The organism is Bacteroides sp. OF04-15BH, from assembly GCF_003477995.1.
GTDB lineage: Bacteria > Bacteroidota > Bacteroidia > Bacteroidales > Bacteroidaceae > Paraprevotella.
Genome location: NZ_QUEM01000012.1, coordinates 1 through 13,345, shown reverse-complemented (window position 1 = coordinate 13,345; position 13,345 = coordinate 1). Strand labels below are relative to the sequence as shown.

Sequence of the window (13,345 nt, the reverse complement as noted above, 5' to 3'; positions counted from 1 at the left end):
GTTAGTCTTTATTTTTTGTACATATTATTTGATCCTGATACTCAAGACTGATGTCTGAGTACTTGTTCCATCCCACTTGAGACAACCCTTTCTCATAGAAGACTCTCAGTTTGTCGAGCTTCTTCTTGAAATCCTTGGGTTCTCCCAACAGTATCGTATGTTTTCCAACTCGTGGTATCATTTCCAGTTTGCCGTCGTCGAGCACATTGATTTGCTCAATCTGCTGGTTCCAGAACGGGTCGTTCTGGATGATCTTGCCCAAAGTGGTCAGCTTCTGCTTGGCGTATTTCTTGGTAACCTCTCCCGTCACAATCGGCATATTGGCAAAATAAGACGACTTGGGAATAGAGTTGCCCTGATTGTCCAGATAGTAGTTTTCTCCGTTATTGCTGATGATGTGGAGAATCACCTGTCTGGATTTTACCTTCACACAGATGGAGCCGGTTGCTGTCTTGTAGCAAGTGGCCTGGTCTATGTAAGGGCTTTTCTTCAAAGCCTTCTCTATGGCCAGCAGATCAACCTCCTGGATCGGTTTGCCTTGTGGAAACAGCTTGTTCTGCACAAGATATCGCTGTATGTCTTCTTCGTTGATGAGGCTGTGTTCCAGGCTGTCCTCAATCATGATTTCCACCTGTTCGCAGACCTGACCGTCCTTAGGCTTGTTCAGTACGGTAACGGCCGCAATGAAATAGCCGGCCAAGGCTACGACAATAATGAAAAGTATGAGTTTCTTTATCATTTATCTTTCAGTATTTCTGCAATTTGAGGGGCATAATTCTCAATGTCACCGGCTCCCAGTGCAATCAGAACGTCGAAGTCGGAGTTCTGTATCAGGTCGAGCAGCTCGTCCTTTGTACACATACGCTTGGTGACTTCCGGTGCCAGATTGTCGTAAATCAGTTTGCTGGTCACTCCCGGGATAGGAGCTTCGCGTGCCGGATAGATATCCAGCAGGATCACATCATCGGCCAGAGACAGTCCTTCGGCAAATTCCTTATAGAAATCGCGTGTGCGGGAATACAGATGCGGCTGGAATATCGCGGTGATTTTCTTGTCCGCATAGAGTTCCTTGATGGAGCGGATGCTCTGCTTGATTTCTTCCGGGTGGTGGGCATAGTCGGTCAGGAATACCTGATGGTCGTTCTTGATCTTGAAATCAAAACGGCGGTCCACACCACGGAAGGAAGCCATGGCCTGCTTGATTTCTTCGGCTGTGGCTCCGGCAATCTGTGCGAGTGCCATGGCACCGATACTGTTTTCAATGTTGATGCTTACCGGAACACCCAGCTGCACGTCCTTGATGTTCTCAAACGGAGAAACCAGATCGAAGAAAATCTCTCCATTGCCGATACGGATATTCTCGGCGTGGAAGTCTCCTTCGTTGCGGCTGTAGGAGTAAACGGTCACATTGTCCTGCACACGGGCCTCCATTTCCAGGTCCTTGTGCAGCACCAGATAACCGCCCGGCTGTATCAGCGAACTGTATTTGGCGAAACTCTCCAGATAAGCCTCCTTGGTGCCATAGATGTCCAGATGGTCGGGGTCAGTGGCCGTGATGACAGAAGCATACGGACTGAGCCAGTGGAAAGAACGGTCGAACTCATCGGCCTCGATAACGACATAGTCGCTTTTGGCAGACAGGATGTAGTTGGTGCCGTAGTTCTTCGTGATACCACCTAAAAAAGCATTACAGTCCACATGGCTGTTGTGCAGGATATGGGCTGTCATGGAAGTGGTGGTTGTCTTGCCGTGGGTTCCGGCCACACAAAGACCCTTGTGAGCACGGGTCAGTGTGCCGAGCACCTGGGCTCTTTTCTGTAAGTCAAACTGGTTTTCCTTGAAGTAAACCAGTTCCTGATGGCTGGCCGGAATGGCCGGTGTATAGATAATCAGTGCAGAATCTTTGTCTTTGCAGGCTTCGGGAATGAGCGCCACATTTTCTTCGTAGTGAATGAGCGCTCCTTCTTCTTCCAGTTTCTGGGTCAAATCGCTCGGAGTGCGGTCGTATCCTCCAACAAGGATGCCTTTGTTCAGGAAATAGCGTGCAATGGCACTCATTCCGATACCCCCGATACCTATAAAATATACTGCTTTGATACTGTTAATTTCCATGTTTCTGTTTTTTATCTCTGTATTTGATGGCAAGTTGATAAACCTGTTCTGCAATGACGTTTGCAGAATCCTTGAAAGACATTTTCTTACTGTTCTCGGAAAGCTTCTGCAGCAGTGCAGCATCCTGGCAGGTCTTGAGAGCCAGAGGAATCAGGCTGTTCACCGCCTCGCTGTCCTTGACAAACAACGCAGCGTCTTTGCGCACCAAAGCCATTGCGTTCTTGGTCTGATGGTCTTCCGCAACGTTGGGCGAGGGTACCAGAATGGAAGCCTTGCCCAAAAGGCATAACTCGGAAATGCTGCTGGCTCCGGCTCTGGAAATGACCAGATCGGCCGCTGCATACGCTTCATCCATGTGGGTGATGAAGTCCGTTACAAACAGATTCTGTGGCTTTCCTTGCTGGGCAAGTGTTTTCTGGATACTGTCGAAGTAGTATCCGCCGGTTTGCCATATAATCTGCACGTCGCTGTCTTTAATCAGCGGCAGTTGGCTCAGGACACTCTCGTTAACGGTGCGTGCTCCGAGGCTTCCTCCGATAATCAGAATCGTCTTTCGGTTGGGATCCAGACCGAAGCCTTTCAGAATCTCTTCCCGGCTTTTGCTGCATGTCAGTAGATCCTGTCTTACGGGATTACCTGTGAGGATAATCTTCTCTTTGGGGAAGAAACGCTCCATTCCTTCGTAGGCCACGCAGATTTTGTCTGCTTTCTGGGCCAGAAGCTTATTGGTGACTCCCGCATAGGAGTTCTGCTCCTGAAGAAGGGTAGGGATACCCATTCCTTCGGCCACGTTCAGAGTCGGGCCGCTGGCATATCCGCCTACTCCAACCGCAGCCATAGGCTTGAACTGCTTGATGATTTGGCGTGCCAGTCGTCTGCTCTTGTAGATTTTATATAATACGGCAAAATTCTTCAACAAGTTCTTCCGGTCAAAACCACAGATCGGGAGCGCTTTGATTTCGTAGCCGGCAGCCGGCACTTTCTTCATCTCCATTCTGCCTTCGGCGCCGACAAAAAGAATTTCACATTCAGGATGTTGCTCTTTCAGCGCGTTGGCTATAGAAATCGCCGGGAATATATGTCCGCCGGTTCCTCCACCACTTATGATGATTCTTAGCTCCTCTTTCATACCTTATAATATTAATGACAGCAAAAATAGCAATAAATATTCTATAAAAGACAATGAACTCTTATAATTTTTTAAGTAAGAGAGTCTGGCGGCATCTACGATACCTCGCTGATCGCATAATTAGGCTTTTTCTTTGATGATCTGCTAACACTGAGGATCATACCTATGTAAATGCAGTTCATGATGGTGGCCGTACCTCCCTTGCTCATCAGCGGCAATGGCTGACCGGTGACCGGAAATACGCCTACGGCTACCGCCATGTTGATCATGGCCTGTATCACCATCATAATGGCCAGTCCCATAATCAGAAAGGCGGGGAAGGACCGTTCGCATCTGGAAGCAATCAATGAGGTCCGGAACAGCAGGATAAAGTAGAGGAACATAACTGCCGCTCCTCCCAGCAGTCCGGTTTCTTCAAGGATGATCGCATAGATGAAGTCGGAAAACGGTTGGGGCAGGAAGTCACGCTCCACGGAGTTTCCCGGGCCTTTTCCCCAAATATTGGATGAGGCGATGGCGATGCGGGCATGTGCCACCTGGGTATTCTCCCGGATGTTGTAGGATTTGGCATCGACCGTTTCCTCTGAGTGGTTCTTTAAACGGTTGGACCAGGTTTCCAGACGGTGCAGACCGGGCAACTGGCTCCAGGCTTCAATCTTTTCGTTCGGAGTGTATTTCAGAACACTGAAAGCGGTTCCTCCGATTAATGCCAGAATTCCCAGAAGTTTGCCCAACTGTCCCCAGGGCACGCGTCCGATGAACATCATGATGATGGTAATCAGGAAGGTCATGGCGGCAGTAGAGAAATTCTCCGGGAGAATCAGGGCACAGAAAACCGCAGCCGGCCAAAAGATAAATTTGAATGCCTGCTTGTTGGCTCCCTTTTCTGTCTGCATGTTCGACAGAATCAGGGCAATATAAACCACGAGTGTCCATTTGGCCACTTCGGATGGCTGGAATGAAAAACCACCGATTTCATACCAGCGTGACGCATTGTTTACCTTTTCCGTAAACAGGGTCGCGAACAATACTCCCACGGAAATAGGAATCATAAACAATGGAATCACTTTAAAGTAGCGGCATGGAATCTTGTGTATGACCAGAATAGCCAAGAAGCCTGCGAAGAAAAAGCCGCTATGCTCCAGTACAGGTCGCCAAAAGGCGCCTGACTGGTAACTCATATTACTGGAAGCACTGTAAACTTCAATAATAGATATTGTGCAAAGCAGGAAAAATACCGTCCAGATACCCAGGTCGCCCTGCAGGATGGATTTTCCTTTAAAAAATGCAGCCGGAAGTTTCATAATCCTTTAATGTAATAATATTATAAGGAACGTACCAGAGTCTTGAACTGTTCACCCCGGTCTTCCATATTCTTGAATAAGTCAAAGCTGGCACAACATGGGCTCAACAATACGGTGTCGCCCGGTTTGGCCATTTTGTAACAGGCTTCCACACAGTCTTTCATGCTGTGGGTGTCTGCAATTGGAATACCAAATCCGTCGAAGAACTGGTGCAGTTTGGTGTTGTCGGCTCCCAGAAATACCAGGCCGACACATTTCTTGCGTACGAGTTCCTCGATGGCATGGTAATCGTTGCCCTTGTCTTTTCCTCCCAGAATCAGGATGGTAGGCGTGGTCATGCTTTCCAGAGCATACCAGCAGGCGTCTACGTTGGTTGCCTTAGAGTCGTTGATATATTCTACACCACGTACGCGGGTCACCTTTTCCAGACGGTGTTCTACTCCCTCAAAGTTACCCAGACTCTCGCGCAGCACCTCGTTCTTGACGTTGGCAATCTTGGCCGAGATACCTGCAGCCAGTGAGTTATACAGGTTGTGCTTGCCGGTGAGCGACAGTTCCTCCAGTTCCATATTGAATGGAGTAGGAGTCTCTATTTTGTACTGTCCGTCCTCGATGTAACCGATCATTCCCTCTTTGCGGATGATGGAGAAAGGACAGGTCTGCGCCTTGATTCCGTATTTTTGCAGTTCTTTCTTGATGATCGGATCGTCTGCCCAGTAGACAAAGGCATCCTCCTCGGTTTGGTTTTGCAGGATGCGCATCTTGGCATCTACGTAGTTCTGCATGCAGTTGTCGTAGCGGTCCAGATGGTCGGGAGTGATGTTCAGCAATACGGCAATGTTGGCACGGAACTGATACATGTTGTCCAACTGGAAACTGCTCAGCTCGATGACATAGTATTCATAGTCCTTTTCTGCCACCTGCAGAGCCAGACTTTGTCCGATATTGCCGGCCAGACCTACATTATAGCCTGCGTTCTTGAAGATATGATAAATCAGCGATGTAGTCGTGGTTTTACCGTTGCTGCCTGTGATGCAGATCATTTTGGCGCGGGTATATCTTCCGGCAAACTCAATTTCAGAAATAATAGGAATGTTCTTTTCCTTTATTTTCAGAATCATTGGGGCGTTCTCGGGAATGCCCGGGCTCTTGATCACTTCGTCTGCATTGAGGATCAGCTCCTCAGTATGTTGTTTTTCCTCCCAGATAATACCGTAGCTGTCGAGCATGTTCTTGTAGCGCTCCTTGATGGTGCCCATGTCTGAGACAAAGACATCAAATCCTTTCTTTTGTGCCAGTACTGCTGCACCGACTCCACTTTCGGCAGCTCCTAATATTACAATTCTTTTTTTCATGATTTATCTGTTTCCTTTCTTCTTATCTTATTTTTAATGTGATGATGGACAATGCAGCCATGATGATGGTGATGATCCAAAAACGTACCGTAATCTTAGACTCCAGCCAGCAGCCCTTCGGCCAGTTCAGGAATATTTTCATATCGGCTGGCAGCTGTCCGGGTTTCACGCGGAATGCATCGTGAATAGGGGCGCGCTTGAACATTCTCAGTTTCTTGCCCCGCTTGTTTCCCCACTTGGCTACATTTACCTGCAGGATGACACTCAGACTTTCCATCAGGAAAATGAAGCACAGAATCGGAATGAGTAGCTCTTTGTGAATGATAATGGCGGTCACGGCAATAATACCTCCGATGGCCAGACTGCCTGTGTCGCCCATGAAAATCTGGGCCGGATAGGCATTGTACCAAAGGAAACCGACCAAAGCACCCACAAAGGCGCAAATGAAGATAACCAGCTCCTGCGATTCCGGTATATACATGATGTTGAGGTAGCTGGCAAATTCAATGTGGCTGGACACATAGGCAAATATTCCGAGTGCCACTCCGATAATGGCCGAGTTTCCGGCCGTCATTCCGTCCATACCATCGTTCAGATTGGAACCGTTGGATACGGCCACGACTACGATTGTGGTCATGACAACAAACAGAAACCATCCGGCTGCAGTCTTGTACTTACCGCAGAAACTCATGATTTCCGTGTAGTTCAGGTTGTTGTTCTTCACAAACGGAATGGTGGTACTAGTTGATTTTACCTTTTCACTTTTATGCACCACTATTTCCTGATTTCCGGACCGTTGCATGGTTACGTTCTCCCGGATGACGGCATCGGGGCTGAGCCACAGCGTCAAGCCCACAAACAGTCCCAATAAAGTCTGTCCGATGAGTTTGTAGGCCGGCTTTAATCCGTCTTTCGTGATTTTCATCTTGATGTAATCATCGGCAAAGCCCAGTGCGCCGAGCCAGATTGTGGTGACCAGCATCAGGATCATATAGATATTACGCAGTCGTCCGAACAGCAGACAAGGGACGATGATGGAGACCAGAATGATGATGCCTCCCATGGTGGGGACTCCCTTCTTTTCTACTCCATAGGGATCGATACTCTTGTCGCGTTGCGCTTCGCTTACGTTATGACGTTTCATCCATTTGATGAAATATTCTCCGAACCAGGCTGAGATAATCAGCGATAGAATCAGAGTGAGCAGAGAACGGAAAGAAATGTAGGTCCACATGTGTGAGCCCGGTATTCCGAACTCCTCCAGATATCTGAATAAATAGTACAGCATGACTAAGATTAATTAATTCCGAAACATTCTTTAATAACCTCGTGGTCGTCGAAGTGATGTTTCACTCCTTCTATTTCCTGATAATTCTCATGTCCTTTTCCCGCAACAAGAATCACATCGTTTGGCTGTGCCATTAAGCAGGCTGCCTTGATGGCTTCTTTACGGTTGGTGATGGTAATTACCTTCTGAGCCTGTTCCGGACTTAATCCGTCGGTCATGTCTTTGATAATGTCTTCCGGCTTTTCAAAGCGGGGATTATCGCTGGTGATGATTACGCGGTCGCTGTGGTCGGCAGCTTCGCGAGCCATAATCGGACGCTTTCCTTTGTCACGATTACCTCCGGCACCACATACGGTGATGACGCTGCTCTTACCTTTTACAATATCATTGATGGTGTTCAGCACGTTGACCAGAGCATCCGGTGTGTGAGCGTAGTCAACAATGGCCGTTACTCCATTCTTGGAACGTATGGTTTCAAAACGTCCGTTTACCGGAGTCATGGTGCTGAGAGTAACCAGTGTATTCAAAGGATCCTTACCCAGCATGATGGTAGCCGCATAAACGGCCAGCAGATTATAAACGTTGAAACGTCCGATGAACGGAACACTTACTTCCTGATCATTGATGCTGAGATACATGCCGTCAAAAGACTCTTCCAGAATCTTGCCGTTGAAATCGGCCATGCGCATCATGGAGTAGGTCTTTACGGTGGCAGCGGTGTTCTGTACCATGATCATGCCGTTTTTGTCATCAGCGTTGGTGATGGCAAAAGCATCTTTAGGCAGAGCGTCGAAGAATGCTTTCTTGGCATCACGGTAGTTCTCAAATGTCTTGTGATAGTCCAGATGGTCGCGTGTCAGGTTGGTAAAGATACCTCCAGCAAACTTCAAGCCTCCAATTCGCTTCTGGGCTACAGCATGCGAGCTGACTTCCATAAAGGCATAAGCACATCCTTCGTCGGCCATTCGTCCCAACAACTGATTCAGTGTAATCGGGTCGGGAGTCGTGTGGCTGGTTGGGATGGCTTCATCCTGTATATAGTTGCAGACAGTGGAACACAGACCGCACTTATAACCCATTTTCTTGAACATGTTGAACAGAAGGGTGGCAATCGTTGTCTTTCCGTTGGTTCCGGTAACACCGATGAGTTTCATCTTTGAGGTCGGATCACCATAGAACTTGGTTGCTACCTGTCCTACGACATCTTCTGTATCTGCTACCTGAATGTAAGTAACTTCCGGATTGATTTCTTCCGGTAAGTCCATACACAGAACGGCGCTGGCTCCATATTCAATGGCTTTGTTGATGAAGCTGTGTCCGTCGGTTGCTGTTCCCTTGATTGCGATAAACAGATAACCCGGTTTGATTTTTCTTGAATCAATATCCAGACCTTGGATCTCCAGATCCTTGTTGCCGATATATTTGTTTGTCTTGATGCAAGACAATAGTTCTTCGAGTTTCATACCTTTTATGATTTTCTGAGTTCAATAATAATTGTTTGTCCTTTCTTTATTTGTGTGTTAGGTGCTATACTTTGTTTCTTAACAAGTCCCACTCCATTGATTCGTACTTTAAGACCTCTGCTTTCCAGAAGATATACGGCATCACGGGCTCCCATACCGCTTACATCCGGTACCAGATTGTTGGGTGACTTGTTTGAAGACAGCATCACATTGTTTCCATTGTTTTGTGAAGTACCCCAAACAAACTGTTTCTTGTCATCCGTATTGAAGTCCGTGTGGAACGGAACATTTAAGGATTCCAAAACTTGAGCCGCAGCCTGCATATTACCGTTGGATACATCCGGAATGAATATAGAGGTTGAATCAGCTCCTTCTCTTGGTTCCCGGAATACACCTTTGGCCATTACTGACTGGGCAATCTCCCGGAATACAGGACCGCATTGTCCGCCACCGGAGGCCGGAAGTCCCGATTTCTGGATGGCAACGATGCAACTGTATTTTGGAGCTTCAGAAGGGAAGTATCCGCAGAAGCTGACCAGATAGTGCATACCTCCGGATTTATATCCGCCTTTGCCTTTTGAAATCTGTGCTGTTCCTGTTTTTCCGGAAACCTTGAACTGCGGGCATCCGGCCTGTTTGCCGAGTCCCTTGCTGACAACCATTTCCAGAATATCCTGGATGTCCTGAAGCGTACTCTTGGAGCAAATCTGCTCTTTGACAACTTCAACCGGGAATTCTCTCACCACGACTCCGTCTTTCAACTCAGCCTTGACAAATCTCGGTTTGACCATTTTACCGCCATTTGCAATGGCATTGTAGAATGTCAGTGTGTAGATTGGTGGAATCTGTGTCTCATATCCGATACTCATCCAAGGCAATGCTGTTTTAGACCAGTTGTCCTTGTTCGGCATTCTTACGTTCGGTTTTCCTGCTCCGACAAGAGGGATATCAATAGGAATTCCTACTCCCTCGCGATACAGTCCTTTTACGAACGCTTGCGGGTTATCTTTATAGTGCTCGTCGATGATTCGGCTCACACCGATATTCGAAGAGTACATCAACACTTCCGGCACGCTGATACGCCCATATCCTCCTCTACGCCAGTTATGGTCTTTCATGTTTTGGCCATACATCTCCCACTGTCCGTTTCCGGTTTCTACAAAGTCATCCTTTGTAATTTTCTTGTCTTCCAGGGCAACCATAATGGATGCGGTTTTGAATGTAGAGCCCGGTTCCATCATATCGGCAACGGCATTGTTCTTGATTTCATAATAAGAGCCGTCGTCCAGTTTGGTCATATTAACGATGGCTTTCACATCACCGGTTGCCACTTCCATAAGTACCACGACACCTACATCGCCATTGATTTCCTTTAATTTCTTCAGAATGGCTTTTTCTGCAGCGTCTTGCATGCTCACATCAATGGTTGTCATGATATCGTTACCATCAACGGGCGGTTCATCTACCAGGCTGAGCCATTTGTTTCTGACTTTTGCGCGGTGAGACACACCACTTTTTCCTCTAAGGATAGAGTCGTAAGACAACTCCAGACCATAGATCGCTGAGTCCTTGCTGGCATACAGATTACCCAAAGTTCTGGTAGCCAGTGAACCGTAAGGCTTCTTTCTTTGGTTGAATGTTTCCGTGTAAAAACCGCCTTTACCCGGAGTTTCCCGGAAAAGAGGCAGTTTCTTACACTCTTTATACTGAATGTAAGAAACACGTTTCGGATAGAGCAACCAATAGCTGCTCTTCTTTTTACGTCCTTTTTTAAGTCTTGCTTTGAATTCAGCTGCAGACTTATCCGGGAAAATCTTATGCAGACCGTCACAAATAGAATCCATTTTGGTAGTCAGCATAGAGTCTCTCCATGCCTGCAGTTTTTGCTGCACTTTCGGATCCTTGTCCCGAGCCACAAAGTCCATGTATATTTTGTATTCGGGTAAGGAACTAGCCATGATATGTCCGTCAGCAGAAAGAATATTACCTCTGTTTGCCGGAATCGGTACATCATCCTGAACCAATTGTTTGCTGACCTCCTCCCAATATTCCTTTTCCACGAACATCAGGTATGCGGCATTTCCCAGGATGTACAGTCCCCAAGCTACGATAAAGATAAAGATCAGGCTATATCTGGGGATTATCTTTTTACTGTCAAAGTCCATTTTACTCTTCTTCTGTAGTTGTTTTGATGATGAATGGCGGTTCGCTTGGAGTGGCCAGCATGCTGTCAGGAGTTTGTTTCAGCATTTTCTCAACCTGACTTTGTCTGCTTTTGATGGTAAACTCCCCGGAACGGGTCAGAGAATAATATTTCTGTTCTTGTAACTTAGTTTTCAGTTCTTCTATTTCGATAAGTTCCTGCTGGGCCTGATATCTGTTGGTGATGTACACAATGATATAGAAAACGCAAATAGCGATCAGTCCCAACTGTTTCCGGAATGTGCTTCCAGTGAGTATCTCGCCTCCCAGAATATCTTTCAGGCTGATTTTCTTCTTGCTTCCAAGGTCTTCTCTTTGTGTGAAGCGTTCCAGCTTGGCTGGGAGTGAATCATCCTTGATAACGATAGGCTCAGCGACTTCGTTTTCTTCGTCCTTCTCGAAATCTTCCTCTGCCAATTCCTGCTCGTTGTCAGGTTGCTCCAGTTCCGTGAGTTCTTCCGTTACGTCAGGTGTATTTTTTCTTTTTCTCATGATTTCTTCATAGATTATTTCTTTTCTGCAATTCTCAGTTTGGCACTTCTGCTTCTTGGATTTCTTGTCTGTTCCTCTTCAGATGCAATGATCACTTTGTTGTTGACCATCTTAAGGGGAGCATTCGTGTTTCCGAAGAAATCCTTTTCTACATGCCCTTCTACGTTGCCTGTCTTGATCAGGTTTTTCACCATGCGGTCTTCCAACGAGTGATAAGTCAGCACAGATAGTCTGCCTCCGGCTTTCAGAAGCACGGCCGAGGCCGTCAGCATTTCCTTGAGCGCCTGCATTTCCTGATTGACTTCAATGCGGAGCGCTTGAAAAACCTTTGCCAGCTCTTTCTTCTCGCGGTCTCTTTCGAAGAACACCTTGATGATGTTCATCAGGTCTCCCGTTGTCTCTATCCTTTGGTTATTTCTGTTTTTAACGACTGCAGCCGCTATTTTACGCGCATTTTTCAGTTCTCCATACAGATAGAACAAGTCTGCCAGTTGAGCTTCGGAGTATTCATTCAGTATATCGGCAGCTGTACGCTGTGCTTTCTGGTTCATTCTCATGTCCAGCGGAGCATCAAAACGGAAGGAAAATCCTCTTTCCTGTGCATCGAAATGATGGCTTGACACTCCTAAATCAGCTAAAATACCGTCCACTTGCTCTATGCCATAATAGCGCATCCAGTTTTTGATGTATCTAAAATTGCTTCTGACGAAGGTGAAGCGGTTATCTTGAATGATGTTCTGCTCCGCATCCTCATCCTGGTCAAAGCTGTATAAATGTCCTTTGGGAGAGAGCCGGCTTAGAATTTCTCTGCTGTGCCCTCCACCTCCAAATGTGACATCAACATAGATGCCGTCAGGATTTATATTTAATCCGTCTACCGTTTCCTGAAGCAAAACAGGAATATGATAAACATTTTCCATATTCATTTCTTGTTTTTTAACATGTTAAATTCTCCCGGAGTCTTGATTTTTTAAATGAATCTTGGCAAAATTATATCTTTTCGGGAGCTTTTGCAAATTGCGTTCAAAGTTACAAAAAACCCTACAGTTACACATCTTATTATAATATTTTTTTTTCAACAGCTGTTGATAACTTTATGAGAGGCTTTTTACCTGCGATAATATTTACTGAAATGTTTCGATAATATAGAGGGGTATATCTTTCGTTTTACTATCTTTGCAGCGTCTAGTTTAATATTTTTTAATTCTGATGAGAAAAATCATTGTCTTTTTTTGCTTTTTGGGTCTTTTTGTTGCCGGATGTTTTGCAGGTGATAAGGAGAAACGTTCTATTATTCGTTTGGAAACTTCTCTTGGGGTGATACGTGTGGCTTTATACAATGATACTCCTTTGCATCGGGATAATTTTCTGAAGTTGGTTTCTGAAGGATATTATGACGGCACCCTTTTTCATAGAGTGATCAAAGATTATATTATTCAGGGAGGTGATCCGGATTCCAAAGGAGCACCTAAAGGCAAGGTTTTGGGAAAAGGTGGTCCGGGATATACCTTACCGGCAGAAATCGACTGGCCTTATTCTTATCATTTGCGTGGTGCTTTGGCTATGGCTCGTGATCCGGATGAGGTGAACCCCGAACGCCGGAGCAACGGTTCACAGTTTTATATTGTTTGGGGGGAATACTATACTCCTTCTGCGCTGCAAAAGATACAGCCTTATGTTTTGGAACAGACGAATGAAATTGTAAAGTTTAATTACGAACACATCTCCAAATATGAACAGTATGGAGGCACGCCGAATCTGGACGGTCAGTTCACGGTCTTCGGAGAGGTAATCGACGGCTTGTCTGTTGTAAAAAAGATCCAAAAATGCAAGACAGATTCTGCTGACCGCCCTTTGGAGGATGTGGTAATCTTGCGGGCAGTAGTGGAGCAGAAAAACTCTGATGGGAAATGACATGCGAAGTCTAAAATGGAAAACTATCCTATTATTTTAGGGATTATACCCGTTGGCGGAATTAATTTAGCGCATACTTAACCCTG

The 13,345-nt window shown here is 46.3% G+C and carries 11 protein-coding genes; 1 reads left to right on the top strand and 10 read right to left on the bottom strand.

The features are described from left to right. Nucleotide 1 precedes the first annotated feature (1 nt). The 10 genes from DXA74_RS06995 to rsmH form a co-directional block, all read right to left on the bottom strand. The gene (locus DXA74_RS06995) at nucleotides 2–739 is read right to left on the bottom strand and encodes a cell division protein FtsQ/DivIB (protein WP_118526124.1); all 738 of its coding nucleotides are present in this window, start codon (nucleotides 737–739) and stop codon (nucleotides 2–4) included. Beyond that, on the bottom strand, nucleotides 736–2,112 hold the full coding sequence (gene murC, locus DXA74_RS06990) for a UDP-N-acetylmuramate--L-alanine ligase (protein ID WP_118526122.1): 1,377 nt from the start codon (nucleotides 2,110–2,112) through the stop codon (nucleotides 736–738). Before murC ends, DXA74_RS06995 begins: the two co-directional genes overlap by 4 nt. Beyond that, the gene (gene murG, locus DXA74_RS06985) at nucleotides 2,102–3,241 is read right to left on the bottom strand and encodes an undecaprenyldiphospho-muramoylpentapeptide beta-N-acetylglucosaminyltransferase (RefSeq protein ID WP_118526120.1); all 1,140 of its coding nucleotides are present in this window, start codon (nucleotides 3,239–3,241) and stop codon (nucleotides 2,102–2,104) included. The genes murC and murG overlap by 11 nt, the downstream gene beginning before the upstream one ends. A gap of 95 nt (nucleotides 3,242–3,336) precedes the next feature. Further along, the gene (locus tag DXA74_RS06980; protein WP_118526118.1) at nucleotides 3,337–4,545 is read right to left on the bottom strand and encodes an FtsW/RodA/SpoVE family cell cycle protein; all 1,209 of its coding nucleotides are present in this window, start codon (nucleotides 4,543–4,545) and stop codon (nucleotides 3,337–3,339) included. A 20-nt stretch (nucleotides 4,546–4,565) separates the two neighbouring features. Beyond that, complete coding sequence (murD, locus tag DXA74_RS06975; RefSeq protein WP_118526116.1) at nucleotides 4,566–5,900, bottom strand: UDP-N-acetylmuramoyl-L-alanine--D-glutamate ligase; 1,335 nt, start codon at nucleotides 5,898–5,900, stop codon at nucleotides 4,566–4,568. Between the two features lie 22 nt (nucleotides 5,901–5,922). Then, on the bottom strand, nucleotides 5,923–7,188 hold the full coding sequence (locus tag DXA74_RS06970) for a phospho-N-acetylmuramoyl-pentapeptide-transferase (RefSeq protein WP_118526114.1): 1,266 nt from the start codon (nucleotides 7,186–7,188) through the stop codon (nucleotides 5,923–5,925). A gap of 8 nt (nucleotides 7,189–7,196) precedes the next feature. Further along, a complete protein-coding gene (locus tag DXA74_RS06965) occupies nucleotides 7,197–8,651 on the bottom strand; it encodes a UDP-N-acetylmuramoyl-L-alanyl-D-glutamate--2,6-diaminopimelate ligase (protein ID WP_118526112.1) in 1,455 nt (484 codons plus the stop codon). Between the two features lie 5 nt (nucleotides 8,652–8,656). Beyond that, the gene (locus DXA74_RS06960) at nucleotides 8,657–10,816 is read right to left on the bottom strand and encodes a penicillin-binding protein (protein WP_118526110.1); all 2,160 of its coding nucleotides are present in this window, start codon (nucleotides 10,814–10,816) and stop codon (nucleotides 8,657–8,659) included. 1 nt (nucleotide 10,817) lies between these two features. Then, nucleotides 10,818–11,345 carry an FtsL-like putative cell division protein gene (locus DXA74_RS06955; RefSeq protein WP_118526108.1) on the bottom strand — a complete coding sequence of 176 codons (528 nt, stop codon included), beginning with the start codon at nucleotides 11,343–11,345 and terminating at the stop codon, nucleotides 10,818–10,820. 14 nt (nucleotides 11,346–11,359) lie between these two features. After that, nucleotides 11,360–12,265: a 16S rRNA (cytosine(1402)-N(4))-methyltransferase RsmH gene (gene rsmH / locus DXA74_RS06950; protein WP_370448490.1), complete on the bottom strand. Its 906-nt coding sequence runs from the start codon at nucleotides 12,263–12,265 to the stop codon at nucleotides 11,360–11,362. Nucleotides 12,266–12,554: 289 nt separating this feature from the next. Here rsmH and DXA74_RS06945 point away from each other — a divergent pair, with 289 nt between their 5' ends. Further along, the gene (locus DXA74_RS06945) at nucleotides 12,555–13,259 is read left to right on the top strand and encodes a peptidylprolyl isomerase (protein ID WP_199666118.1); all 705 of its coding nucleotides are present in this window, start codon (nucleotides 12,555–12,557) and stop codon (nucleotides 13,257–13,259) included. Nucleotides 13,260–13,345: the final 86 nt, after the last annotated feature.

Bases quoted from the DNA above. Each gene is read 5' to 3' on its own strand.
- DXA74_RS06995 (WP_118526124.1), bottom strand. From the start codon at position 739: ATGATAAAGAAACTCATACTTTTCATTATTGTCGTAGCCTTGGCCGGC.
- murC (WP_118526122.1), bottom strand. From the start codon at position 2,112: ATGGAAATTAACAGTATCAAAGCAGTATATTTTATAGGTATCGGGGGT.
- murG (WP_118526120.1), bottom strand. From the start codon at position 3,241: ATGAAAGAGGAGCTAAGAATCATCATAAGTGGTGGAGGAACCGGCGGA.
- DXA74_RS06980 (WP_118526118.1), bottom strand. From the start codon at position 4,545: ATGAAACTTCCGGCTGCATTTTTTAAAGGAAAATCCATCCTGCAGGGC.
- murD (WP_118526116.1), bottom strand. From the start codon at position 5,900: ATGAAAAAAAGAATTGTAATATTAGGAGCTGCCGAAAGTGGAGTCGGT.
- DXA74_RS06970 (WP_118526114.1), bottom strand. From the start codon at position 7,188: ATGCTGTACTATTTATTCAGATATCTGGAGGAGTTCGGAATACCGGGC.
- DXA74_RS06965 (WP_118526112.1), bottom strand. From the start codon at position 8,651: ATGAAACTCGAAGAACTATTGTCTTGCATCAAGACAAACAAATATATC.
- DXA74_RS06960 (WP_118526110.1), bottom strand. From the start codon at position 10,816: ATGGACTTTGACAGTAAAAAGATAATCCCCAGATATAGCCTGATCTTT.
- DXA74_RS06955 (WP_118526108.1), bottom strand. From the start codon at position 11,345: ATGAGAAAAAGAAAAAATACACCTGACGTAACGGAAGAACTCACGGAA.
- rsmH (WP_370448490.1), bottom strand. From the start codon at position 12,265: ATGGAAAATGTTTATCATATTCCTGTTTTGCTTCAGGAAACGGTAGAC.
- DXA74_RS06945 (WP_199666118.1), top strand. From the start codon at position 12,555: ATGAGAAAAATCATTGTCTTTTTTTGCTTTTTGGGTCTTTTTGTTGCC.